This window comes from Paenibacillus etheri (genome assembly GCF_001012825.1).
GTDB lineage: Bacteria > Bacillota > Bacilli > Paenibacillales > Paenibacillaceae > Paenibacillus_AQ > Paenibacillus_AQ etheri.
Window position 1 is genome coordinate 15774 of record NZ_LCZJ02000036.1, and the last position, 24853, is coordinate 40626.

Annotated in this window: 31 protein-coding genes; all 31 read right to left on the minus strand. The window is 44.8% G+C overall.

Annotated elements, in window-relative coordinates; genetic code table 11:
- Window positions 1-58 precede the first annotated feature (58 nt).
- Complete coding sequence (secY, locus tag UQ64_RS23350) at window positions 59-1357, minus strand: preprotein translocase subunit SecY (RefSeq protein ID WP_060625829.1); 1299 nt, start codon at window positions 1355-1357, stop codon at window positions 59-61.
- Complete coding sequence (gene rplO / locus UQ64_RS23355) at window positions 1357-1797, minus strand: 50S ribosomal protein L15 (RefSeq protein WP_060625830.1); 441 nt, start codon at window positions 1795-1797, stop codon at window positions 1357-1359. The genes secY and rplO overlap by 1 nt, the downstream gene beginning before the upstream one ends.
- A gap of 40 nt (window positions 1798-1837) precedes the next feature.
- Window positions 1838-2023 (minus strand): 50S ribosomal protein L30, encoded by a 186-nt coding sequence (rpmD, locus tag UQ64_RS23360; protein ID WP_036680567.1) that lies wholly within the window; start codon window positions 2021-2023, stop codon window positions 1838-1840.
- A gap of 14 nt (window positions 2024-2037) precedes the next feature.
- Window positions 2038-2535, minus strand: coding sequence for a 30S ribosomal protein S5 (gene rpsE / locus UQ64_RS23365; RefSeq protein WP_036652980.1), 498 nt, complete (start codon window positions 2533-2535; stop codon window positions 2038-2040).
- A 27-nt stretch (window positions 2536-2562) separates the two neighbouring features.
- Window positions 2563-2931, minus strand: a complete 369-nt coding sequence (gene rplR / locus UQ64_RS23370) for a 50S ribosomal protein L18 (RefSeq protein ID WP_042131220.1) — start codon at window positions 2929-2931, stop codon at window positions 2563-2565.
- An 84-nt stretch (window positions 2932-3015) separates the two neighbouring features.
- Window positions 3016-3558, minus strand: a complete 543-nt coding sequence (gene rplF / locus UQ64_RS23375; protein WP_060625831.1) for a 50S ribosomal protein L6 — start codon at window positions 3556-3558, stop codon at window positions 3016-3018.
- Between the two features lie 30 nt (window positions 3559-3588).
- Window positions 3589-3987, minus strand: coding sequence for a 30S ribosomal protein S8 (rpsH, locus tag UQ64_RS23380; RefSeq protein ID WP_036680560.1), 399 nt, complete (start codon window positions 3985-3987; stop codon window positions 3589-3591).
- A gap of 32 nt (window positions 3988-4019) precedes the next feature.
- Window positions 4020-4205, minus strand: coding sequence for a type Z 30S ribosomal protein S14 (locus UQ64_RS23385; protein ID WP_013312154.1), 186 nt, complete (start codon window positions 4203-4205; stop codon window positions 4020-4022).
- 49 nt (window positions 4206-4254) lie between these two features.
- Window positions 4255-4797, minus strand: coding sequence for a 50S ribosomal protein L5 (gene rplE, locus UQ64_RS23390; RefSeq protein ID WP_060625832.1), 543 nt, complete (start codon window positions 4795-4797; stop codon window positions 4255-4257).
- A 31-nt stretch (window positions 4798-4828) separates the two neighbouring features.
- Window positions 4829-5182: a 50S ribosomal protein L24 gene (gene rplX / locus UQ64_RS23395; RefSeq protein ID WP_076099615.1), complete on the minus strand. Its 354-nt coding sequence runs from the start codon at window positions 5180-5182 to the stop codon at window positions 4829-4831.
- Window positions 5183-5231: 49 nt separating this feature from the next.
- On the minus strand, window positions 5232-5600 hold the full coding sequence (gene rplN / locus UQ64_RS23400; protein WP_036680556.1) for a 50S ribosomal protein L14: 369 nt from the start codon (window positions 5598-5600) through the stop codon (window positions 5232-5234).
- Between the two features lie 38 nt (window positions 5601-5638).
- Window positions 5639-5905 carry a 30S ribosomal protein S17 gene (gene rpsQ / locus UQ64_RS23405; protein WP_042131223.1) on the minus strand — a complete coding sequence of 89 codons (267 nt, stop codon included), beginning with the start codon at window positions 5903-5905 and terminating at the stop codon, window positions 5639-5641.
- A 43-nt stretch (window positions 5906-5948) separates the two neighbouring features.
- Window positions 5949-6146: a 50S ribosomal protein L29 gene (rpmC, locus tag UQ64_RS23410; RefSeq protein WP_019908232.1), complete on the minus strand. Its 198-nt coding sequence runs from the start codon at window positions 6144-6146 to the stop codon at window positions 5949-5951.
- Window positions 6136-6570: a 50S ribosomal protein L16 gene (gene rplP, locus UQ64_RS23415; RefSeq protein ID WP_042131224.1), complete on the minus strand. Its 435-nt coding sequence runs from the start codon at window positions 6568-6570 to the stop codon at window positions 6136-6138. The genes rpmC and rplP overlap by 11 nt, the downstream gene beginning before the upstream one ends.
- A 2-nt stretch (window positions 6571-6572) precedes the next feature.
- A complete protein-coding gene (rpsC, locus tag UQ64_RS23420) occupies window positions 6573-7238 on the minus strand; it encodes a 30S ribosomal protein S3 (RefSeq protein ID WP_042192169.1) in 666 nt (221 codons plus the stop codon).
- Between the two features lie 13 nt (window positions 7239-7251).
- Window positions 7252-7584 (minus strand): 50S ribosomal protein L22, encoded by a 333-nt coding sequence (rplV, locus tag UQ64_RS23425; protein ID WP_036680546.1) that lies wholly within the window; start codon window positions 7582-7584, stop codon window positions 7252-7254.
- Between the two features lie 33 nt (window positions 7585-7617).
- Window positions 7618-7896: a 30S ribosomal protein S19 gene (gene rpsS / locus UQ64_RS23430; RefSeq protein ID WP_036652940.1), complete on the minus strand. Its 279-nt coding sequence runs from the start codon at window positions 7894-7896 to the stop codon at window positions 7618-7620.
- Window positions 7897-7972: 76 nt separating this feature from the next.
- Complete coding sequence (gene rplB / locus UQ64_RS23435) at window positions 7973-8803, minus strand: 50S ribosomal protein L2 (protein WP_042192171.1); 831 nt, start codon at window positions 8801-8803, stop codon at window positions 7973-7975.
- A 27-nt stretch (window positions 8804-8830) separates the two neighbouring features.
- The gene (gene rplW / locus UQ64_RS23440; RefSeq protein ID WP_036680537.1) at window positions 8831-9124 is read right to left on the minus strand and encodes a 50S ribosomal protein L23; all 294 of its coding nucleotides are present in this window, start codon (window positions 9122-9124) and stop codon (window positions 8831-8833) included.
- A complete protein-coding gene (gene rplD / locus UQ64_RS23445; protein WP_042192174.1) occupies window positions 9124-9747 on the minus strand; it encodes a 50S ribosomal protein L4 in 624 nt (207 codons plus the stop codon). The genes rplW and rplD overlap by 1 nt, the downstream gene beginning before the upstream one ends.
- A gap of 25 nt (window positions 9748-9772) precedes the next feature.
- On the minus strand, window positions 9773-10396 hold the full coding sequence (rplC, locus tag UQ64_RS23450; protein ID WP_076286852.1) for a 50S ribosomal protein L3: 624 nt from the start codon (window positions 10394-10396) through the stop codon (window positions 9773-9775).
- 42 nt (window positions 10397-10438) lie between these two features.
- Complete coding sequence (gene rpsJ / locus UQ64_RS23455) at window positions 10439-10747, minus strand: 30S ribosomal protein S10 (protein WP_017692074.1); 309 nt, start codon at window positions 10745-10747, stop codon at window positions 10439-10441.
- Window positions 10748-10973: 226 nt separating this feature from the next.
- Window positions 10974-11588 carry a methyl-accepting chemotaxis protein gene (locus UQ64_RS23460; protein WP_167348520.1) on the minus strand — a complete coding sequence of 205 codons (615 nt, stop codon included), beginning with the start codon at window positions 11586-11588 and terminating at the stop codon, window positions 10974-10976.
- Between the two features lie 60 nt (window positions 11589-11648).
- Window positions 11649-12335 carry a protoglobin domain-containing protein gene (locus UQ64_RS23465; RefSeq protein ID WP_209445871.1) on the minus strand — a complete coding sequence of 229 codons (687 nt, stop codon included), beginning with the start codon at window positions 12333-12335 and terminating at the stop codon, window positions 11649-11651.
- Window positions 12336-12386: 51 nt separating this feature from the next.
- A complete protein-coding gene (gene tuf / locus UQ64_RS23470) occupies window positions 12387-13577 on the minus strand; it encodes an elongation factor Tu (RefSeq protein ID WP_060625835.1) in 1191 nt (396 codons plus the stop codon).
- 109 nt (window positions 13578-13686) lie between these two features.
- Window positions 13687-15765, minus strand: coding sequence for an elongation factor G (gene fusA, locus UQ64_RS23475; protein WP_060625836.1), 2079 nt, complete (start codon window positions 15763-15765; stop codon window positions 13687-13689).
- A gap of 47 nt (window positions 15766-15812) precedes the next feature.
- Window positions 15813-16283, minus strand: coding sequence for a 30S ribosomal protein S7 (gene rpsG, locus UQ64_RS23480; protein ID WP_036680520.1), 471 nt, complete (start codon window positions 16281-16283; stop codon window positions 15813-15815).
- Window positions 16284-16327: 44 nt separating this feature from the next.
- Window positions 16328-16747, minus strand: coding sequence for a 30S ribosomal protein S12 (rpsL, locus tag UQ64_RS23485; protein WP_036680518.1), 420 nt, complete (start codon window positions 16745-16747; stop codon window positions 16328-16330).
- A gap of 133 nt (window positions 16748-16880) precedes the next feature.
- Window positions 16881-17132, minus strand: a complete 252-nt coding sequence (locus UQ64_RS23490; RefSeq protein WP_042131229.1) for a ribosomal L7Ae/L30e/S12e/Gadd45 family protein — start codon at window positions 17130-17132, stop codon at window positions 16881-16883.
- A gap of 178 nt (window positions 17133-17310) precedes the next feature.
- On the minus strand, window positions 17311-20922 hold the full coding sequence (rpoC, locus tag UQ64_RS23495) for a DNA-directed RNA polymerase subunit beta' (protein WP_060625837.1): 3612 nt from the start codon (window positions 20920-20922) through the stop codon (window positions 17311-17313).
- A 114-nt stretch (window positions 20923-21036) separates the two neighbouring features.
- A complete protein-coding gene (gene rpoB, locus UQ64_RS23500; RefSeq protein WP_060625838.1) occupies window positions 21037-24582 on the minus strand; it encodes a DNA-directed RNA polymerase subunit beta in 3546 nt (1181 codons plus the stop codon).
- Between the last annotated feature and the right edge of the window lie 271 nt (window positions 24583-24853).

Genomic DNA, 24853 nt, shown 5'->3' on the forward strand with positions numbered 1-24853 from the left:
AAACAGCACAATAGGTGCCGGGAAGAAAGAGATCTCAAGCTTCGCCGGAACCTATCACCTATTTATTGATGAAGCCTTTGTAATGGCGTTTAATCAATTGGCTCTCGATCTGCTTCATAGTATCCAATGCCACACCGATAACAATTAGCAGTGCAGTACCACCAATTTGAACTTCTTTGGGCAATCCGGATAAAGCACCGAAGAATACCGGCATTACAGAAATCACAGCTAGGAACAATGCACCAGACATGGTCAAGCGAGACATTACTCTAGTCAGATATTTCTCTGTGGCTTTACCAGGACGGATACCTGGAATGTACCCACCATTCTTCTTCATGTTATCAGCCATCTGTTGAGGATTCATTTGCACGAACGTATAGAAGAACGTGAAACCAATAATCATCACTACATACAGAAGCATACCAAGGGGTGCATCCATTGCTAAATACTTAGCAATCCATTTCGCCCAATCATGCGTTGACCAAAAACTGGAGAGAACAACTGGGAACTGAAGCAATGATACGGCGAAGATTACCGGAATAACACCAGCCGCATTAATCTTGAGCGGAATATGCGTATTCTGTCCACCGTACATCTTGTTGCCGACTACGCGTTTAGCGTATTGAACAGGAATCTTCCGAATACCTTGCTGTACGAAGATAACTGCTGTAATAATCGCTACAATCACAATCAGCACAATAACGACTTTAAGAATATTCAGGAACACTTGATCCGGCTGAATAAAGCTTGAGTTAGCCGTACTCGTGATATATCCCGGGATGGCGGCGACGATTCCCGCAAAAATCAGGATCGAAATCCCGTTCCCGATTCCCTTTTCGGTAATCTGTTCACCAAGCCACATCAAGAAAGAAGTACCAGCCGTCAAGATAATGGCAACCAGTAAGTAGTCAGCAAATGTCGCATTCGGCATCATTTGAGTTCCATAAATCCGGTTAAACCCTATCGACGTAGCAAAACCTTGGATCAGGGCCAAAATCACAGTACCATAACGAGTGATCTGCGCCAGTTGTTTTTTACCGTGCTCCCCTTGTTTAGCCCATTCAGCAAACTTAGGAACAACATCCATCGACAGCAATTGCACGATGATGGATGCTGTAATGTACGGATAAATACTGATCGCAAATATCGAGAAGTTTTTGAGCGCTCCGCCCGAGAAGGTGTTCAAAAGTCCCATCAAAGCGTCACCGCTCTGATTTGCTGTTTCCAGTACATCTTTGTTCACACCAGGAACCGGTACAAACGAACCGATACGGTAGATAATCAGAATGAACAAGGTAAACAGGATCTTTTTGCGCAAATCTTCAACATGCCAGATATTCTTAAGCGTCTTGAACATTAGATCACCTCGGTTTTACCGCCGGCAGCCTCGATTTTCTCTACCGCAGATTGAGAGAACTTATTTGCTTGTACAGTCAATTTAACGGTTAACTCACCATTGCCGAGAATCTTAATGCCGCTTTTGGAATTCTTGACAACACCAGTCTCAAGTAACAACTGCGGAGTCACTTCAGTTCCTTCTGCAAAGCTGTTCAGATCTTCCAGGTTCACAATCGCATACTCTTTACGGGTAGGATTAGTGAAACCACGTTTAGGCAGACGACGATAGAGCGGATTTTGTCCACCCTCGAAGCCCGGACGAACACCACCGCCAGAACGTGAGTTTTGACCTTTGTGACCGCGACCGGAAGTTTTACCATTTCCGCTACTTGGTCCACGACCAACGCGATTGCGTTCTTTTCGGGAACCAGGAGCCGGAGCAAGTTCATGTAACTTCATCGTTTGCACCTCCTTATGTTTGTTAATTTATGCGAGGCGATTAGCCTTCAATTTCAGTTACAGATAGCAAGTGACTCACTTTATTGATCATTCCGCGAATTGCAGGACTGTCATTGTGAACCACTGTCGTGTTGAGTTTACGCAGGCCGAGCGTCTTAACAGTAACACGTTGTGTTTCTGGACGTCCGATTACACTACGTACGAGGGTAATTTGCAATTTTGCCATTGACGTTCCCCTCCTTAACCGCGCAATTCTTCGACAGATTTGCCGCGAAGTTTCGCGACCTCTTCAATGCGTTTCAGACGGGAAAGTCCCTCCAAAGTTGCATTGACCATATTCATGGAATTCGAAGAACCCAGTGATTTTGTCAAAATGTCGCCAACGCCTGCCAATTCCAATACTGCACGAACTGGACCGCCAGCGATAACGCCAGTACCCTCTGATGCTGGTTTCAGCAACACGCGTCCTGCGCCGAAGTGGCCAGTAACGAGATGGGGAATCGAAGTTCCTACGATTGGAATGTGAATCAGGTTTTTCTTGGCGTCTTCAATGCCTTTACGGATGGCATCCGGAACTTCGCCGGCTTTACCGATACCAGCACCGACGTAGCCATTGCCATCGCCCACAACAACGAGTGCACTAAAGCTGAAACGGCGTCCGCCTTTTACAACTTTTGCTACACGGTTAATGTGTACAACTCTTTCTGTCAGTTCTAAACTGTTCGGATCTACACGCAAGTCGTTAACCTCCTTTTAAGAATTATTCTAGAATTCAAGACCAGCTTCACGAGCTGCGTCAGCCAAAGCTTGAATCCGTCCATGGTACAAGTAACCTCCGCGGTCGAATACGACCACTGCATAGCCTTTTTCTTTAGCACGCTCAGCGACCAATTGGCCAACTTTCGCTGCAGCTTCAACGCTGCCGCCATTACCGATGTTAGCGCTCAGTTCTTTATCAAGTGTAGAAGCGGATACGATAGTAACCCCTTTAACATCGTCGATCAGTTGAGCGTAGATGTGTTTCGAAGAACGGAATACGTTCAAACGTGGACGCTCAGTAGTTCCCTGGATCTTCTTACGAACACGCAGGTGTCTTTTGAGACGAGCCTTGTTTTTATCTTCTTTTGTAATCATGACTTCCCTTTCACTCCCTTCAGTTTGCCGTAAACAGCTTCACTTTAAGATGCACGGGGTATCTTACAATTAAGTTTAAACTGGTTATTTCTTCTTACCAGCTTTACCTTCTTTGCGGATGATACGCTCGCCTTCATATTTGATACCTTTACCTTTATACGGTTCTGGCTCACGAACGGAACGAATTTTAGCAGCATATGCACCAACGCGTTCTTTATCGATACCTTTAACGATGATCTTCGTGTTCGCAGGAACTTCGAACTCGATACCTGCTTCCGGTGTAATTTCAACCGGGTGAGAGTAACCAACGTTCAGAACGATTTTATCTCCGGATTTGCTTGCACGATATCCGACCCCAACCAATTCCAGAGATTTCGAGAAACCTTCAGTCACGCCTGCTACCATGTTGTTGACAACGGAGCGGGTTGTGCCGTGAAGTGAACGATGCAATTTGTTATCCGATGGACGAACAACGGTAATTTCGTTATTTTCAACTGTAACCTTCATGTCTTTATGAAGCTCACGAGTCAAAGAACCTTTTGGACCTTTTACTGTAATAACGGTGTTGTCCAAAGTGACATCTACACCGCTAGGTACTGCGATTGGTTTACGACCAATACGAGACATGTGTTGCACCTCCTTATCTTGTGACGTTTATTACCAAATGTAGCAGACAACTTCTCCGCCAGATTTTGATTGACGAGCTTCTTTGTCGGTCATAACTCCCTTAGATGTGGAGATAATCGCGATTCCTAGACCACCGAGTACACGAGGCACTTCATTGCTCTTCGTGTATACGCGAAGGCCTGGTTTACTGATTCTTTTCAAACCAGAAATAACACGCTCTTGGTTAGGGCCGTATTTCAAGAAGATACGGATAATCCCTTGTTTGCTATCTTCAACGAATTCCGCATCGCGGATGAAACCTTCACGCTTCAAAATGTCAGCGATTTGTTTCTTCATAGTAGAAGCAGGCATTTCTACCGTTTCGTGACGCACAATGTTAGCGTTACGAATACGAGTAAGCATATCTGCAATAGGATCAGACATAGTCATGTGTGTAAACCTCCTTCCCGTTTATAAACTTCTTACCAACTTGCTTTTTTCACGCCAGGGATCTGGCCTTTATAAGCTAATTCACGGAAACAAATTCTGCAAATTTTGAACTTTTGCAGTACCGAATGTGGACGACCACAACGTTCGCAACGTGTATATGCACGTACTTTAAACTTAGGCGTACGTTGTTGTTTAACTTTCATTGAAGTTTTTGCCACTTAGCCTGACACCTCCTAAACATTTTCGGAGAAAATGGATTAACCGACTTTATTTTGCGAAAGGCATTCCCAGCTGACCCAGCAGCTCACGGGATTCCTCATCCGTCTTAGCAGTCGTTACAATAACGATGTCCATACCGCGGACTTTATCCACTTTGTCATATTCGATCTCGGGGAAGATCAATTGTTCTTTAAGACCAAGTGTGTAGTTACCACGGCCGTCAAAGGCTTTAGTGGAAACACCACGGAAGTCACGTACGCGTGGAAGCGTTACGTTGAACAATTTGTCCAAGAAGTAATACATACGCTCGCCGCGCAGTGTTACTTTAACCCCAATCGGCATATTTTCGCGTAGTTTGAAACCAGCGATGGATTTTTTAGCTTTAGTGATAACTGGTTTTTGACCAGCGATCAACTGCATGTCATTAACTGCAGAATCAAGTACTTTGGAGTTTTGAACAGCGTCACCCACACCCATGTTGATGACAACCTTCTCGATCTTAGGCACTTGCATAACAGTTGTATAGTTAAACTTCTGCATCAAAGCAGGTGTTATTTCGTTGAGATAACGTTCTTTCATTCTTGCTGCCATGAAGATTTAACCTCCTTTCTTAAGGGCTAGATTAGTCGATAATCTCTCCGGATCTTTTTGCAATCCGAACTTTTTTACCATTGTCCAATACTTTGTAACCGATACGTGTTACTTTGCCGGTCTTCGGATCGATGTGCATTACGTTGGACACATGAATCGAAGCTTCCTGCTCAATAATTCCACCCTGTGGATTCAGCTGGTTCGGCTTTTGGTGTTTTTTCACCATATTGACGCCTTCTACCAGAACGCGGTTTTCACGAGGATAAGCAGCGATGACACGGCCTTTTTTGCCTTTGTCTTTACCACTAATCACAAGCACCACATCATCTTTCTTCACGTGCAGTTTATTGTTATGGGATTCCAGAACTTTTTTCACTCTAGGCATTTATTACACCTCCTATAACTAACCTTCAACTTATTGGTGCTCGTGTTTATTAGATTACTTCCGGTGCCAAGGAAACGATCTTCATGTAGTCTTTATCGCGAAGTTCGCGAGCAACTGGTCCAAAGATACGTGTTCCACGAGGGCTTCTGTCGTCTTTAACAACAACAGCTGCATTTTCGTCGAATGCGATGTAAGATCCATCTTTACGACGAACGGAACGTTTCGTACGAACAACTACCGCTCTAACAACATCACCTTTTTTGACAACGCCGCCTGGTGTTGCTTGTTTAACGGAACAAACGATCAAATCACCGATTGCTGCTGTACGGCGTCCAGTACCACCCAGTACGCGGATACACATCAGTTCCTTCGCACCAGAGTTATCAGCCACATGCAAACGTGTAAATGGTTGAATCATTATAATTTCCTCCTTCCGGAAAAACTCTTTTGATTATCTTAGATGATAACCGCTTTTTCAACCACTTCAACTAGTCTCCAACGTTTGTCCTTGGACAACGGACGAGTTTCCATGACTTTTACGGTATCGCCAATTTTCGCAACGTTTTCCTCATCATGTGCTTTGAATTTCTTCGTAGACTTGATGCGTTTGTGGTACAAGTTATGCTTCTTATAGGTTTCAACAGCGACTACGATGGTTTTATCCATTTTATCACTGACCACTTTACCGATTAGCACTTTACGTGCATTACGTTCTTCGCTCATTAGTTAGCCTCCTTCCTGAATACGGATCTGAGATCCGTCTCACTTAACTAATCCCAAGCACTCTTTGATGGATTACGGTTTTAGCACGAGCTATTTCCTTACGCACGTCACGAATCCGAGTCGGGTTGTCCAGTTGGCCAGTTGCCAATTGGAAACGGAGATTAAAAAGTTCCTCTTTGAATCCAGCGATCTTTTGTTCAATCTCAGCAGTGGTTAAGTTGCGAAGTTCATTAGCTTTCATTTGCTTCACCACCCAATTCTTCACGTTTCACAAACTTAGTCTTAACAGGCAGCTTGTGAGCGGCAAGACGCATCGCTTCACGAGCGATTTCTTCCGAAACGCCTCCGAGTTCGAACATAATCTTGCCCGGTTTAACTACGGCTACCCATTTCTCAACATTACCTTTACCACTACCCATACGAACCTCGAGAGGCTTTTGAGTAATAGGCTTATCTGGGAAAATCTTGATCCAAACTTGACCGCCACGTTTAATATAACGTGTCATTGCGATACGAGCAGCTTCGATCTGACGGTTAGTGATCCAAGATGGTTCCATTGCAACCAGGCCAAATTCGCCAAAGTTCAATTCAGTACCACCCTTTGCCATACCCTTCATGTGTCCGCGTTGTTGCTTGCGGTGTTTTACGCGTTTTGGTACCAACATGATTAGTTGCCTCCTTCCTGAGCAGCTTGTTTCTTAGCTGGGGGAAGAACTTCTCCACGGTAGATCCATACTTTTACGCCGATAAGACCGTAAGTTGTATGTGCTTCAGCCGTTCCGTAATCGATATCGGCACGAAGCGTATGAAGTGGAACTGTTCCTTCGCTATAACCTTCTGAACGAGCAATCTCAGCTCCGCCAAGACGTCCGCCTACTTGAGTTTTAATCCCTTTTGCGCCAGAACGCATAGTTCTTTGAATCGCTTGTTTGAGTGCACGACGGAACGATACACGACGTTCCAATTGTTGAGCAATGCTCTCAGCTACAAGAATTGCATCCAATTCAGGGTGCTTGATTTCATTGATGTTGATGTGTACTTTTTTGCCACCAGCGATTGCTGTAACTGCGCTGCGAAGTACTTCTACTTCTGCTCCGCCCTTACCAATAACCATACCTGGTTTAGCAGTATGAATTGTAACGTTCACGCGGTTAGCCGCTCTTTCGATCTCGATATGGGAAACAGCGGAATCCTTCAATTTACCTTTAAGGTATTCCCGGATTTTGACGTCTTCCATCAGAAGAGTACCGAAATCTTTTCCTGCATACCATTTAGATTCCCAATCGCGAATGATCCCGATCCGGAGTCCGATTGGATTTACCTTTTGACCCACGTGTTATCCCTCCTTATTTCTCAGATACCACCAGTGTAATGTGGCTCGTGCGTTTATTGATCCGACTTGCGCGACCCATGGCGCGCGGACGGAAACGTTTCATAGTAGGTCCTTGGTTAACGAAAACCTCGCTAACGAACAAACTGTTCACGTCCAAAGAATAGTTATGCTCAGCATTCGCAATTGCCGAATTAAGCAACTTCTCAACGACCGGAGAAGCGGATTTCGGAGTGTGGCGAAGAATAGCAATTGCTTCCCCCACTTGCTTACCACGAATCAAGTCAACAACCAGTTTCGCTTTACGAGCGGAAATCCGCACCGATCTTGCATGTGCTTTTGCTTCCATTGTTTAACCTCCTTTCAAACAGAGACCTTATTATTATCTTCTTGTTTTCTTATCGTCACCCGCGTGGCCTTTGTAAGTACGTGTTGGCGCGAACTCGCCCAACTTGTGACCTACCATATCTTCTGTTACGTATACAGGCACGTGTTTACGGCCGTCATATACACCAAACGTATGTCCGATAAACTGAGGGAAAATGGTTGAGCGACGGGACCAAGTTTTAACTACAACCTTTTTTTCAGCCTCGTTCAGTTCCTCAACTTTTTTAAGCAGGTAGCCATCGATAAACGGCCCCTTCTTTAAACTGCGACCCATGTGTGAATCCTCCCTTCATCCGGTTCTTCAAACCGCGAATCGACGCTTCGCGCTTTATTAACTTGCCAGAAGCGTCTTATTTCGTGCGGCGGCGAACGATATATTTATCAGATGCCTTGTTTTTCTTACGCGTTTTGTAACCAAGGGTTGGTTTACCCCATGGAGACATAGGCGATTTACGTCCGATTGGAGCGCGGCCTTCACCACCACCGTGTGGGTGATCGTTCGGGTTCATTACTACACCGCGTACTTCAGGGCGACGGCCCAGCCAGCGACTACGTCCAGCTTTACCGATTTTGATCAATTCATGATCTTCGTTACCTACGGAACCGATAGTTGCACGGCATACGCTAAGGATCTTGCGAACCTCACCGGATGACAAACGAACGGAACAGTACTTCTCTTCTTTACCAAGCAATTGAGCTTCTGTACCAGCAGCACGAACCAATTGTCCGCCTTTACCTGGTTTCAACTCGATGTTGTGGATAACTGTACCCACTGGGATGTTCTCCAGTGCAAGACTGTTACCAATTTTGATGTCGGCTGTTGGGCCAGACTCTACTTTATCCCCAACTTTAAGGCCTTTAGGAGCGATGATATAACGTTTCTCTCCATCAGCATAGTGGATCAAAGCAATATTAGAAGTACGGTTCGGGTCATACTCGATTGTAGCAACGCTACCTGGTATGCCGTCTTTAGTCCGCTTGAAGTCGATAATACGGTATTTACGTTTGTGTCCGCCGCCATGGTGACGAACCGTAATTTTACCTTGGTTGTTGCGTCCCGCATGTTTGAACAGCGGAGAAAGCAACGATTTCTCTGGCTGGTTTGTTGTGATTTCTTCAAACGTAGACACAGACATGTGGCGTCTTGCCGGAGAGGTCGGTTTGTACTTTTTGATTGGCACTATAGTTTCCTCCTTACTTTAAGAGTATTATTCTACCGCTTCAAAAAATTCAAGCGGTTTGCTGTCCGGGCTAAGCTTAACGATGGCTTTTTTCCACTCTGGAGTATAACCAGAATATTTACCATAACGTTTCAGTTTGCCAGGTACGCGCATTGTGTTCACATTCGTTACTTTTACTTTGAAAATAGCCTCGACAGCTTTTTTGATTTCGGTTTTGTTAGCACGGATATCCACTTCAAAAGCGTATTTCATTTCGCTCATGTAGTCGGAAGTACGTTCCGTAATCACCGGACGTTTGATAATATCACGAGGATCTTTCATTACGCGAACACCTCCTCTACCTTCAGAACTGCTTCTTTAGTGATGATCAGTTTGTCGTACGTCAGTACGTCAAGAACATTAATGCCGTCAGCCGCTACGAATTTCACCCCAGGGATGTTACGAGCGGAAAGTGCTACGTTATCATCATAGCTAGTAGCTACGATCAAAGCTTTGCGTTCCACTTTCAGGTTGTTCAAGATTGCTGCGAATTCTTTCGTCTTCGGAGCATTCATTGTCAAGCTATCCAATACGATAATGTCATTCTCGAGTACTTTCGAGGACAAAGCGGATTTGATCGCCAAACGACGAACCTTCTTAGGCAATTTCCAGGAATAGCTACGTGGTGTTGGTCCGAAGACAACGCCGCCGCCTTTCCATTGTGGAGAACGAATGGATCCTTGACGAGCGCGACCTGTACCTTTTTGTTTCCAAGGCTTACGTCCACCGCCACGAACTTCAGAACGTCCTTTTACTTTGTGTGTACCACGACGAAGGGAAGCTCTTTGCATAAGCGCAGCTTCGTGTAGAACGTGCTCATTCGGTTCAATACCGAATACTGTATCGCTCAGTTCTACTTCACCAACTTCGTTGCCACTAATATTAAAAAGTGTTACTTTTGGCATTTCATGTTCCTCCTTTCTTAGGTAATTATTTCTTAACGGTTTGTTTAACTTTCACGAAGCTGTTTTTAGGACCTGGGATAGCGCCTTTAACCAGCAATACGTTACGCTCAACGTCAACCTTGATGATTTCAAGCTTTTGAACCGTGATAGTCGTGTGACCCATATGTCCTGGAAGGCGTTTGCCCTTAGGAACACGGTTAGCTTGGATAGAACCCATGGAACCCGGTCTTCTGTGGTAACGCGATCCGTGTGCCATTGGTCCGCGGCTTTGTCCCCAACGTTTGATGTTACCTTGGAAACCTTTACCTTTAGATGTACCAGTTACGTCAACAAATTCGCCCTCAGCAAAGATATCAGCCTTCAGCTCTTGTCCAACCTCGAGAGACCCGAGATCAACACCGCGAATTTCGCGAACGTAGCGCTTAGGTGTTGCATTTGCCTTTTTGGCGTGACCCTGTTCAGGCTTATTGGAGCGACTTTCTTTTTTATCAGAAAAGCCCAATTGCACTGCTTCATATCCGTCGATATTCAGGTCTTTCTTTTGCAGTACTACACAAGGTCCTGCTTCGATAACAGTAACCGGAATTACGTTACCTTCTGGAGTAAACACTTGAGTCATACCGAGTTTTTTTCCTAAGATACCTTTCAATGTTGACACCTCTTTTCTTTTCCTAAGTTACTAATAATAGAATTACAATTTGATTTCGATATCTACACCGGACGGTAGATCCAAGCGCATCAAGGCGTCTACAGTTTGTGGTGTTGGGTTCACAATATCGATCAAACGTTTGTGAGTCCGTTGTTCAAACTGTTCACGGGAATCCTTGTACTTGTGTACCGCACGGAGAATAGTAATGATTTGCTTCTCAGTTGGCAACGGAATCGGTCCAGATACACCAGCACCCGAACGTTTTGCAGTTTCAACGATTTTCTCTGCAGATTGATCAAGAATTCTGTGGTCGTATGCTTTCAAGCGAATACGAATTTTTTGCTTTGCCATTTTAGTCCCTCCTTCTATCGCCCAATTTATTATCGGACATACTCCGTGAAAATTTTCTGACGTCGACCTCATGGCAAAGGGGCCGGGTGTGTCAGTAACCTCTCACATCATCGCAACGTCTCAGAACAACATTTATTATTATATATAATAGGCGGCAGTATTGCAAGCTAAAATAACAAAACAACGCATATTTTTTTCATGCGCTGTTTTATTACTATTATATAGGTTAAAGATTCTCAGTGGCAGATTTAAAAAACTCAGCTGACTCCGCTGTCTGTGCTGTTGCTGACCCAATTCCCTCTATAGTCTGAATCAATGTTCTTATTTCTTCTTCTACTATAACAATCTCCTGTGTACTACTTCTCATCGTCTCTACAATATCGAAAAACAAGAGACTGGTCTCTACGGATTGATGCTTTCCACTTTTGGTTAACTCTTGTACTTTACGTATCTCATTAACGACCTGTTGTGTGAGACTTCCCGATTTATTAGTTAGCTCTACGATCTGAATTACAGTATTCTTCGTATCCTCTGCCAAACGACTAACCTCTTGGGCAACTACACTGAGCCCTCTACCATGCTCTCCGGCTCTAGCAGCTTCTATCGTTGCATTAAGAGATAGAATTTTAGTTTGATCAGCAATTTCTTTAACTGAGTTTACTATTTTTTGAATTTGTTTAGAGGAATTACTTAATTCATGAACTGAGTGTTCCATCTCGCTAGTACTTTGATAGATGAGATTAATCTGTCCTGTTAAGCTATCCAAATGCTCATGTCCATCTGCAGCCAAACCCTGCGACTCTACAGCGGATGTAGCAGTAAGTTGGAATGTTCTACTCACTTCATTGCTACTGGCTACTAGCTGCTTCACAGCAGCATTTGTATCGATGCTAAAATCTATTCATTCACTGCTGAATTCAGCAATTTTCTGCTTTAATTCATTTTTAACCAATAAGTATTGCCGTTCCTTCTCTTTGACGTTCTCTTTCTCGTATTCTTCTAAAACAAGTTGTTGCTCAAGATTAAGCAATTTAGTCACAGTCTGAACTATTTGTAGGCGTGCATTATCATCATGTGTTTCTTTATAGATAACTTGTATAAATACGTTCTGAAGATTTTGAAAAGAGGATAAGTACCATTTAGGCTCTAGTCCAACTCTTTTATGAATATTAGCAATCTTCAAACGTTTAGCTATGTATTCCTCATCAACTTTGCCATCAAAAATTTCAATGATATGCTCACGAAGTGTTGTTTTTAACCTTTCGATACTACTATGCTCCAATATAATAGCTTCAAGTTTATCCACACCTAATACCGAATTATAAATTTGATCAGTTATATAGTCTATATTCTGCTCAACGCTAGGCTTCACCCTACGTAATAAGTTCAAATCTGATTCAGATAGATCAATCATTCTCATTTGCTCATTGAGTTCATCATGTCCTTCCAGCTTGTGAAAAGACTCCTCAGCAGATTTGCTCTGATGCTTGAGATCTAAGGAATGAGAGGCAGGAGAATCCACATTATTATTAAATGTCGAAATATGAGTAATTGTTTCAGAACACAAAAAGCCCCGGATTCTCCGCAAGAAGAATCCGGGGCACTATGATTCAGAGTCTACCCGCAGATAGAAACGAATTTATTTTTGGATGGAAGCTACGCTACCTGCTCCAACTGTACGTCCACCTTCGCGAATGGAGAATTTAGTACCTTCTTCAATAGCGATTGGGGAGATCAAGGAAACAGTTACAGTGATGTTGTCACCAGGCATAACCATTTCAGTACCTTCTGGCAAGTTGATGATGCCAGTTACGTCAGTTGTACGGAAGTAGAACTGTGGACGGTAACCAGTGAAGAATGGTTTGTGACGTCCGCCTTCTTCTTTAGTCAAAACGTAGATTTGAGCAGTGAACTCAGTGTGTGGTTTAACAGAGTTCGGCTTAGCCAATACTTGACCACGCTCGATCATGTTACGGTCTACACCACGAAGCAAAGCTCCGATGTTGTCGCCCGCTTGAGCGGAATCTAGCAATTTACGGAACATTTCTACGCCCGTAACTACGGATTTCTTAGTATCTTCGTGAATACCAACGATTTCGATTTCTTCTCCGACTTTAACTGTTCCGCGTTCTACGCGACCAGTTGCCACAGTACCGCGACCAGTGATGGAGAATACATCTTCGACAGGCATCAAGAAAGGTTTGTCAGTTTGACGCTCAGGAAGTGGAATATACTCATCGATTGTTTCAAACATTTCGATGATTTTTTTAGCATAGTCGCCATCAGGGTTTTGCAGAGCTTCACGAGCAGAACCACGGATGATTGGAGTATCGTCGCCTGGGAAGTCATACTCGCTCAGCAAGTCACGAACTTCCATTTCAACCAATTCCAACAACTCTTCGTCTTCAACCATGTCGCATTTGTTCAAGAAGACAACGATGTAAGGAACGCCTACTTGACGGGACAACAGGATGTGCTCGCGAGTTTGTGGCATAGGGCCATCAGCTGCGGATACAACCAGGATAGCTCCGTCCATTTGCGCTGCGCCAGTGATCATGTTTTTAACATAGTCGGCGTGACCAGGGCAGTCTACGTGAGCGTAGTGACGGTTAGGAGTTTCATATTCAACGTGGGAAGTAGAGATTGTGATACCACGTTCGCGCTCTTCAGGAGCTTTGTCGATTTGATCGAATGCGATAGCTGCGCCACCGTAAGTTTTGGACAATACAGTAGTGATTGCAGCAGTCAGAGTCGTTTTACCATGGTCGACGTGACCAATAGTACCGATGTTAACGTGCGGTTTGTTACGTTCAAACTTTGCCTTTGCCATTTGAACAGTTCCTCCTTAATGTGGGGTTCCTTATATTTGAGCCGCCCGTATATATGTTTATCTTAGATGACTGAGTGGTTATACCCGGACGGCAAGTTAAAACTAGTAATTATTCTCCGCCTTTGTTCTTAGCAGCGATCTCTTCCGCAATGGATTTAGGAACTTCTTCATAGTGAGAAAGCTCCATTGAGAATACGCCACGTCCTTGAGTACCAGAACGAAGAGTTGTAGAGTATCCGAACATTTCGGAAAGAGGCACCTTAGCACGGATAATTTGCGCTCCACCACGGGAATCCATACCTTCGATACGGCCACGGCGGGAGTTCAGCATACCCATTACATCACCCATATATTCCTCAGGAACAGTTACTTCTACTTTCATGATTGGCTCAAGCAGGACAGGTTTACACTTGTCTTTAGCTGCTTTGAGTGCCATCGAACCGGCAATTTTAAATGCCATTTCGTTGGAGTCAACATCATGATAAGAACCATCAACGATGGTAGCTTTAACGTCTACAAGCGGGAAGCCTGCAAGTACGCCGTTTTTCATTTGTTCTTCGATACCCGCAAGTGCAGGAGCGATGTACTCTCTAGGAACCGAGCCACCCACAACTTTACTTTCGAATTTGCTACCAGTACCTGGCTCGAGGGGTTCAAATTCAACCCATACGTGACCGTATTGACCACGACCACCAGATTGGCGTACAAATTTACCTTCGACGCGAGCAGGTGCCTTGAACGTTTCGCGGTAAGCAACCTGTGGTTTACCCACATTGGTTTCTACTTTGAACTCACGACGCATACGGTCGATGATGATGTCCAAGTGAAGTTCACCCATACCAGCCAGGATAGTTTGGCCAGTTTCTTCATCAGTATGAGCACGAAGAGTTGGATCCTCTTCAGTCAACTTTCCGAGAGCAACGCCCAATTTATCTTGGTCAGCTTTTGTTTTTGGCTCTACAGCGATTTCGATAACTGGATCAGGGAAGTTCATTGATTCCAGAATTACTGGATGCTTCTCATCACACAGTGTATCACCTGTACTGGTGTCTTTCAAACCAACTGCTGCAGCGATGTCGCCAGAATACACGATGGAAATCTCTTGACGGCTGTTAGCATGCATTTGAAGGATACGGCCAATACGTTCACGCTTATTCTTAGTAGCATTAACTACGTATGATCCGGACTCTAGAACACCAGAGTACACACGGAAGAACGTAAGTTTACCTACATAAGGGTCAGTCATGATTTTAAATGCCAATGCTGCAAACGGTTCTTCATCCGAAGAATGACGAATTGCTTCAGTTCCATCCTCAAGATGTCCAGTGATAGCTGGAACGTCAAGTGGAGATGGCAAGTAATCAACAACTGCATCCAGCATAAGCTGAATACCTTTGTTACGGTAGGAGGATCCAACAATTACAGGGAACAATTTAACTTCAACTACGCCTTTGCGCAGTGCAGCTTTAATTTCCGGAACTGTAATTTCTTCGCCTTCCAGGTATTTCATCGTCAGATCTTCATCAAGTTCAGCAACTTTCTCGATCAACTCGAGACGCAGCTCCTCAACTTTGGCCAAATATTCTTCCGGAATATCCGTTACTTCGATGTTTTGGCCTAGATCATCTCTGAACATGTGTGCTTTTTGCTCAACAAGGTCGATAATACCAGTGAAATCACTTTCCGCACCAATTGGCAATTGAATAGCAACTGCATTGGCTTGAAGGCGATCACGCATAGTTTCGATTACGTTAAGGAAATCCGCACCGATAATGTCCATTTTGTTCACATATGCAATACGTGGAACGTTATAACGGTCAGCCTGTCTCCATACGGTTTCAGACTGAGGCTCAACGCCCTCTTTTGCACTAAATACACCTACTGCCCCATCCAATACACGCAGGGAACGTTCAACTTCAACAGTGAAGTCAACGTGTCCTGGGGTATCAATGATATTGATGCGGTGACCTTTCCACGCAGCAGTTGTAGCAGCGGACGTAATCGTGATTCCGCGCTCTTGTTCTTGCTCCATCCAGTCCATTGTAGCAGCACCCTCGTGAACTTCACCGATTTTGTGCGTACGGCCTGTATAGAAAAGAATCCGCTCTGTGGTAGTTGTTTTACCAGCATCAATATGCGCCATGATCCCGATATTACGTGTATTTTTTAAGGAGAACTCTCTAGCCATGAAATGGATCTCCCTTCAAAATATAAGTTATTTGAATGACCTTTATCCTACCAACGGTAGTGAGCGAACGCTTTGTTTGCTTCAGCCATTTTGTGTGTATCTTCGCGTTTCTTAACAGAAGCGCCTGTGTTGTTGGAAGCATCGATGATCTCAGCCGCCAAACGCTCTTCCATCGTCTTCTCACCGCGGTTGCGAGAGTAGTTTACGAGCCAACGTAATCCCAGAGCAGTACGTCTCTCTGGTTTAACCTCGATAGGTACTTGATAGTTAGCACCACCGACACGACGAGCTTTGACTTCCAAAACCGGCATGATGTTCTTGATGGCAGCTTCGAAAACTTCCATCGGATCTTTACCCGTACGTTCTTCAATCAACTTGAATGAATTGTACAGAATGCTTTGAGCGACACCTCTTTTACCACCCAGCATAATGCGGTTAATCAAACGAGTAACCAACTTGCTATTATACAACGGATCTGGCAATACGTCTCTCTTAGTAACTGGACCTTTGCGTGGCATGGATATCCCCCTTTCTTAAATGTTTATTATTCTAGTACTTTTTCTTATTTCTTAGCTTTAGGACGTTTAGCACCGTACTTAGAACGAGCTTGCATCCGGTTAGCTACACCTGCTGTATCCAATGCACCACGAACGATATGGTAACGAACCCCTGCAAGGTCCTTTACTTTACCTCCGCGAAGTAATACAACACTGTGCTCTTGTAAGTTATGTCCGATACCCGGGATATAAGCTGTTACCTCGAGACGGTTCGTCAAACGAACACGGGCATATTTACGAAGCGCTGAGTTTGGTTTACGTGGAGTCATTGTACCAACACGAGTGCACACACCGCGTTTTTGCGGAGCGCTCAAATTTGTAGCCTCACGCTTGAGGGCGTTATACCCTTTTTGAAGAGCGGGAGATTTAGATTTTTCGATTTTGGCTTGACGGCCTTTACGAACCAATTGGTTAATTGTTGGCATGTTGTTGCCACCCCCTTCCTGAAATGATAGCCGATTTAAGAACTCTAAGCCCACAGACCCAGGCGGTTCATAAAAAGACAAATGAAAAGTTCTTGCCTCTGGAGTTCACCCCAGTACAAAAACATTTCCGTAGCTATTGTTTTAAGACGGCTGCCATCGCAGCGCCAACTTCTATTCCGCAGGCCTTGCCCAAATTTAGCATCGTATCCACATATGTGATCTTAACACCTTGTTTGTTACAAAGCATAACTATCCTGGAAGTAAGCCTTTGATCTCCGTCCTCTGCCACATAGACTTCTGCGGCTTGGCCCAACTCTACCGCCTTGACGGTTTGTTTGGTACCGATCTTGACCTGAGCATCCTGTAGTCCTCTATCATCAGTCATAATCATTACCTCCAATGAACAAGGATAACATGGCTACTCACGCACCTTAGACATTTTAGCATTATCAATAGATGGTGTCAAGAAATTCAACAATAATTTTATAAATATTATACACAGCAGATATTCGCGCCACACCTATAAATAGGTATGACACGAGTAAACTACCATGGTTGCTAATTTATTCAGCAGGAACCGGCTCTAAAGAATCAAGCGCGCTTTCTGCATTTGGATCACTTAACTTAACATTACGGTAACGATTCATACCAGTACCTGCAGGAATCAACTTACCGATAATAACATTTTCTTTGAGTCCAAGCAACTTATCTACTTTGCCTTTGATAGCAGCGTCTGTTAAGACACGAGTAGTTTCTTGGAAAGATGCAGCTGACAAGAAGGAATCTGTCTCAAGAGACGCCTTGGTAATACCGAGCAATACTGGTTTAGCAACTGCAGGCTCTTTACCAGACAAGATAGCTTCCTTGTTAGCACCTTCATATTCATGAATATCCGCAAACGCACCCGGTAACAGACTTGTGTCTCCTGCGTCAATGATACGGATCTTCCGAAGCATTTGTTTGATCATAACTTCAATGTGCTTATCATTGATCTCAACGCCCTGGTTACGATATACACGCTGAACTTCTTGCAGAATGTAGTTTTGTACCCCACGGATCCCTTTGATTCGCAGCATTTCTTTAGGGTCAATTGAACCGTCTGTCAACTCATCGCCAGCTTCGATCTCTTGGCCTTCACTGACACGTAGACGTGAGCCATAAGTAATGGAATAAGTCTTGGATTCTGCTTCACCTTGAACCTCGATTTCGCGACGGTCCTTAGTTTCACGGATTTCCTTGATTACGCCATCGATCTCACTGATCGTAGCTTGACCTTTAGGGTTACGAGCTTCAAACAACTCCTGAATACGCGGCAAACCTTGCGTGATGTCATCACCGGCAACACCCCCGGTATGGAACGTACGCATTGTAAGCTGGGTTCCTGGTTCACCGATGGATTGTGCCGCAATAATACCAACTGCTTCACCAATCTCAACGTGTTTACCAGTTGCCAAGTTACGTCCGTAACATTTCTTACAAACTCCATGACGGGCACGGCAGCTCAGTACAGAACGAATTTGCAGCTTAGTTACGCCAGCTTCCACGATCGCCTCCGCTTTATCGGAGTCAATCAAATCATTGCGGTGAACAATGATTTCGCCTGTTTCTGGATGACGAACCGTCTCGAAGCAGTAACGACCTTCAATACGGTCATACAGATCCTCAATAACCTCTTTACCATCCTGAATACGACTAACTGTAAATCCTTTATCGGTTCCGCAATCTTCCTCACGGACGATAACGTCCTGAGCTACGTCAACAAGACGACGAGTCAAGTAACCAGAGTCAGCAGTACGAAGTGCGGTATCGGCAAGACCTTTACGTGCTCCGTGAGTGGAGATAAAGTACTCCAAGACCGTAAGGCCTTCACGGAAGTTCGCTTTAATTGGCAATTCGAAAATCCGACCCGAAGGTGTGGCCATCAGACCACGCATACCACCCAGCTGAGTAATCTGCGATTTGTTACCCCGCGCTTTGGAGTCAACCATGAGCATGATAGAGTTGAAACGGTCCATCGATTTAAGCAAGATGTTCGTTAGATCATCCTTCGTTTTCGACCAGATCTCAATAACACGGTCGTACCGTTCATCATTGGTGATCAGACCACGGCGATATTGGTTTGCTACCACATCAACCTTAGCTTCGGACTCTTTCAAGATCGTAACTTTTTCCTCAGGTACGATAACATCCGACACGGCAACTGTAACACCAGAACGTGTGGAGTAAGTAAAGCCGAGTTGCTTAATTTTATCCAAAATCATAGAGGTTTTGGTTGTATGATAAGTTTCAAAACAACGAGCGATAATCAGACCCAGATACTCTTTACCTACAGCGCTGGCTTCAGGAGCGGATTCAATCAGCTCGCGAATGTCTGCGCCTTTTTCGTAGATGAAGTATTTCTCTGGCGTGCCTTGCAGCAAGTTAGTCTTGGTCGCCTCATTGATATAAGGGAAACTACTTGGGTAAATTTCATTAAAGATAATCTTCCCGACCGTAGTGATCAACATTGCACCTTGTTGTTTTTCCGTAAAGCTAGTTTTGCCAAGTGCTTTAACTGGAATAGCAACACGAGCATGAAGTCCCGCAGTTCCGCGTTGGTAAGCTGATACAGCTTCGTTAACGGTACGCAGAATCATACCTGTACCCTTTTCTTCCTTGTTGTCCATGGTTAAGTAGAAAGTACCAAGAACCATATCCTGGGAAGGTGTTACAACTGGTTTTCCGTCTTTAGGGTTCAAGATATTACCGGATGCAAGCATAAGAATACGCGCTTCCGCTTGAGCTTCTGCTGACAGAGGAACGTGCACCGCCATTTGGTCACCGTCAAAGTCGGCGTTATAAGCCGTACATACGAGTGGGTGAAGACGAATAGCATGACCTTCCACCAAAATCGGTTCAAACGCTTGAATACCGAGACGGTGAAGTGTTGGTGCGCGGTTTAGAAGTACTGGGTGCTCTCTGATTACTTCTTCAAGTACATCCCATACTTCAGGACTTACACGCTCAACTTTACGTTTTGCGCTCTTTATGTTGTGGGCTAGGCCCTTGTTAACCAATTCTTTCATGACAAAAGGCTTGAACAATTCTAGCGCCATTTTCTTAGGAAGTCCGCACTGATACATCTTGAGGTACGGTCCTACAACGATAACGGAACGTCCAGAGTAGTCAACCCGTTTACCGAGCAAGTTCTGGCGGAAACGTCCTTGTTTACCTTTCAGCATATGGCTGAGCGATTTAAGCGGACGGTTACCAGGACCAGTTACCGGACGTCCTCTACGGCCGTTATCGATGAGAGCATCGACAGCTTCCTGTAGCATCCGTTTTTCGTTCTGCACGATAATGTCAGGAGCACCGAGGTCAAGCAGTCTTTTCAGACGGTTGTTCCGGTTAATAACACGACGATAAAGATCGTTCAAATCAGACGTAGCAAAACGGCCACCATCCAATTGAACCATCGGACGAAGCTCCGGAGGAATAACCGGAAGAACATCCATGATCATCCAATCAGGTTTGTTGCCTGAGTTACGGAATGCTTCAATGACTTCCAGACGTTTGATCGCCCGGTTACGACGTTGGCCTTGAGCCGTACGCAGTTCTTCTTTGAGGAATTCCAGCTCTTTTTCGATGTCGATGTCTTGAAGAAGCTTCTTAACAGCTTCAGCACCCATACCGGCTTGGAATCCGTAACCGTACTTTTCACGGTAGCTACGATATTCTTTCTCGGACAGAAGTTGTTTCTTTTCCAGTGGTGTTTCACCTGGATCAGTTACAACGTAAGAAGCGAAGTAGATAATCTCTTCAAGAGATCTTGGAGACATATCTAGTGCCAAGCCCATACGGCTTGGGATACCTTTGAAGTACCAGATATGAGATACCGGAGCAGCCAATTCAATGTGACCCATACGTTCACGACGAACTTTAGCACGAGTAACTTCAACGCCACAACGGTCGCAGACTACGCCCTTATAACGGACACGTTTGTATTTACCGCAATGACATTCCCAGTCTTTTTGCGGTCCAAAGATACGCTCGCAGAAAAGACCCTCTTTTTCCGGTTTCAATGTACGATAGTTAATGGTTTCCGGTTTTTTAACTTCTCCGCGGGACCATGAACGAATCTTCTCCGGAGAAGCGAGTCCGATTTTCATAAATTCAAAATTGTTAACGTCCAACAAGGAGCAACCCTCCTTAACCTAATCCTGATTTAGTACCGCTTTGCCCTCCTCTGACTGTTACATCAAAAGTGGGCGCGGTCCTTTATAAAATGGAACTTTAAAGCTCCAACGTGATTATTCTACTCCGACTTCTGCGCCTTCTAAATTGAGGCTCAGCTTGTCGCCTGACGTCTCGTCCTCATCATCCAATTCTCTCATTTCAATTTCCTGCTCGTCACCGCTAAGAATCTTAACATCCATACCCAGTGACTGCAGTTCTTTGATCAATACCTTGAACGACTCAGGAACACCTGGTTCCGGTACATTTTCACCTTTGACAATGGATTCGTACGTCTTCACGCGACCAACCACGTCATCGGATTTCACGGTCAAAATTTCTTGCAATGTATATGCAGCACCGTAAGCTTCAAGCGCCCACACTTCCATCTCCCCGAAACGCTGTCCACCAAACTGAGCTTTACCACCCAGTGGCTGTTGCGTAACCAGTGAGTAAGGACCTGTTGAACGGGCGTGAATCTTATCATCAACCATGTGCGCCAGTTTGATCATATGCATGACGCCGACAGTAACTTCACGTTCGAAGCGTTCGCCTGTCCGGCCATCGTACAATATAGTCTTACCATTACGTTGCATACCTGATTCTTCCATCGTATCAAACACGTCATACTCACGCGCTCCGTCAAATACCGGCGTTGCAATGTGAATACCCAGACGCAATGCGGCCATACCAATATGGACCTCGAGCACCTGTCCTATGTTCATACGAGAAGGAACGCCTAGAGGGTTAAGAACAACCTGTACTGGCGTACCGTCCGGAAGGAACGGCATATCTTCTTCTGGCAGGATACGAGCAACGACACCCTTGTTACCGTGACGTCCGGCCATTTTGTCACCTTCAGAGATCTTACGCTTCTGAGCGATGTAGACACGAACCAATTGATTTACGCCAGGAGGCAGTTCATCACCATTCTCACGCGTAAATACTTTAACGTCCACGATAATACCATCACTACCATGAGGAACGCGTAAAGAGGTATCCCGTACTTCACGAGCCTTCTCACCAAAGATAGCGTGTAGGAGACGCTCTTCTGCAGTCAATTCAGTCACACCCTTCGGAGTAACCTTACCAACCAGAATGTCACCAGCACTGATTTCCGCACCGATGCGGATGATTCCACGCTCATCAAGATTGCGCAGAGCTTCTTCGCCCACGTTCGGAATATCACGTGTGATTTCTTCAGGTCCTAGTTTAGTGTCACGAGCTTCGGATTCGTATTCCTCGATATGAATCGAAGTGTATACATCTTCCTTAACCAGCTTCTCACTTAACAGGATCGCATCCTCGTAGTTGTAACCTTCCCAAGTCATGAACGCAACGACTACGTTGCGGCCAAGAGCAAGTTCGCCCATTTCCGTGGAAGGACCGTCTGCCAGGATATCACCCTTCTTAACAATGTCCCCTCTTTTAGCTAAAGGACGTTGGTTAATACAGGTACCTTGGTTAGAACGCATAAATTTGTGTAATTTATATTTAACGATATCACCTTTAACTTCTTTGCCTTCGACAGTCTCAACCCGGCGCAGCCAAATTTCATTAGCTGAAGAACGTTCGATAATACCGTCATACTTAGAAACAACACATACGCCAGAATCCTTAGCGGATTTATGTTCCATCCCTGTTCCGACCAGCGGAGCTTTTGGAATTAGAAGCGGAACAGCTTGACGCTGCATGTTAGATCCCATCAGAGCGCGGTTGGAGTCATCGTTCTCAAGGAACGGAATGAGCGCCGTAGCGACGGATACGACCTGTTTAGGTGAAACGTCCATGTAATCCACACGATTACTTGGCATCGTTGTGATATTGTCTGAGTCTTTATTGTAACGAACGATTACCATATCTTCCTTAAAGGAGCCATCTTCATCGATCAATACGTTAGCCTGAGCAACTACATAATTATCTTCCTCATCAGCAGTCAGATAATCGATTTGTTCAGTTACCTTCCCCGTCTTCGGATCTACCCAACGATACGGAGCTTCAATAAATCCATATTCGTTGATACGAGCAAAGGTGGACAAGGAGTTGATCAATCCAATGTTCGGACCTTCCGGTGTTTCAATTGGACACATCCGGCCGTAGTGACTGTGATGGACGTCACGAACTTCAAAGCCCGCGCGTTCACGTGTCAAACCACCGGGTCCGAGTGCAGACAGACGACGTTTATGCGTAAGTTCCGCAAGCGGGTTCGTCTGGTCCATAAACTGAGACAACTGGGAGCTACCGAAGAACTCTTTAATGGACGCGATAACCGGACGAATATTGATCAGAGCTTGAGGCGTAATTGCATTAGCATCCTGAATCGACATTCTTTCACGCACAACGCGTTCCATACGAGAAAGACCGATACGGAACTGATTCTGCAGAAGTTCACCTACAGAACGCAGACGACGGTTACCCAAATGGTCAATATCATCGGTATTACCAATTCCGTGAAGCAAATTAATAAAGTAGCTGATCGAGGATATAATATCAGCTTGAGTAATGTGCTTAACAGACTTATCGATGTTACCGTTAGCGATCAGCTTAATTACCCGACCTTCTTCAATTGGCGAGAATACGTCAATCGTTTGAAGCGGGATATCTTCGCTGTCCATAACTCCGCCAGTAACACGGTAGTTTTTAAAGGCAACATTCTTTTCGAAATATGGAATCAATTCATCAAGCAGTCTGCGATCGACCATTTGACCGGACTCTGCCAGGATTTCTCCTGTAGCTTCGTCAACCAAAGGCTGAGCAAGACGTTGATTGAAAAGACGGTTCTTAATGTGTAGCTTTTTATTGATTTTGTAACGGCCTACATTAGCTAGGTCGTAGCGTTTTGGATCAAAGAAACGCGCGACCAGCAAACTCTTGGCATTGTCTAGTGTCGGCGGTTCGCCCGGACGCAAACGCTCGTAAATTTCAATAAGCGCCTTCTCCGTGGAGTCCGTGTTGTCTTTATCCAGCGTATTGCGAATATATTCATCATTGCCAAGCAATTCCAGAATTTCGGCATCACTACCGAAACCGAGAGCACGCAAAAGTACGGTAACAGGAATTTTACGAGTCCGATCGATACGAACATACATAATATCCTTAGCGTCGGTCTCAAGTTCCAACCAGGCTCCGCGGTTCGGGATTACTGTGGCGGTGTAGGTTTTTTTGCCGTTCTTATCCACTTTTGTGCTGAAATAGACGCTTGGAGAGCGAACCAACTGGCTGACAATAACCCGTTCCGCACCGTTAATAATGAAAGTGCCGGTCTCCGTCATCAGCGGGAAATCTCCCATGAACACTTCCTGCTCTTTGACCTCACCGGTCTCCTTATTAATGAGCCGCACCTTTACACGCAGAGGAGCCGCATACGTCACGTCCCGCTCTTTAGCGTCGTCAACCGTATATTTTGGTTCACCCAGGCTGTAATCAATGAACTCTAGTACCAAATTACCTGTGAAATCCTGGATCGGCGAGATGTCCTGAAACATTTCCCGCAATCCTTCCTCCAAAAACCAATCATACGATTTTTGTTGGATCTCGATCAGGTTCGGGACCTCGAGTACCTCGTTAATTCTCGCATAGCTCCGCCGAGTGCGTCGACCATACTGAACAAGATGTCCTGCCAACTTTACTCACCCCTCATGTCTACTCACTTAAAAATTGATTGCGAACCCTTGTTTGGAACCGTATAATGGAACCATACTACAAGGATTCAGTCATAAATAAAAGAAAAGCCCTTATCGAAATCTTCGAAAAAAGAGCGCACTTATCCATGACCAAAATACTCCTTATCCAGTAGATTTGCCCAAAACGTACATATTATACGTCACCAAGCAACAGTTTATGCGCTATTATCTATTACCGCGTAACACTCGCTACGCCAGAGCATAGAGAACC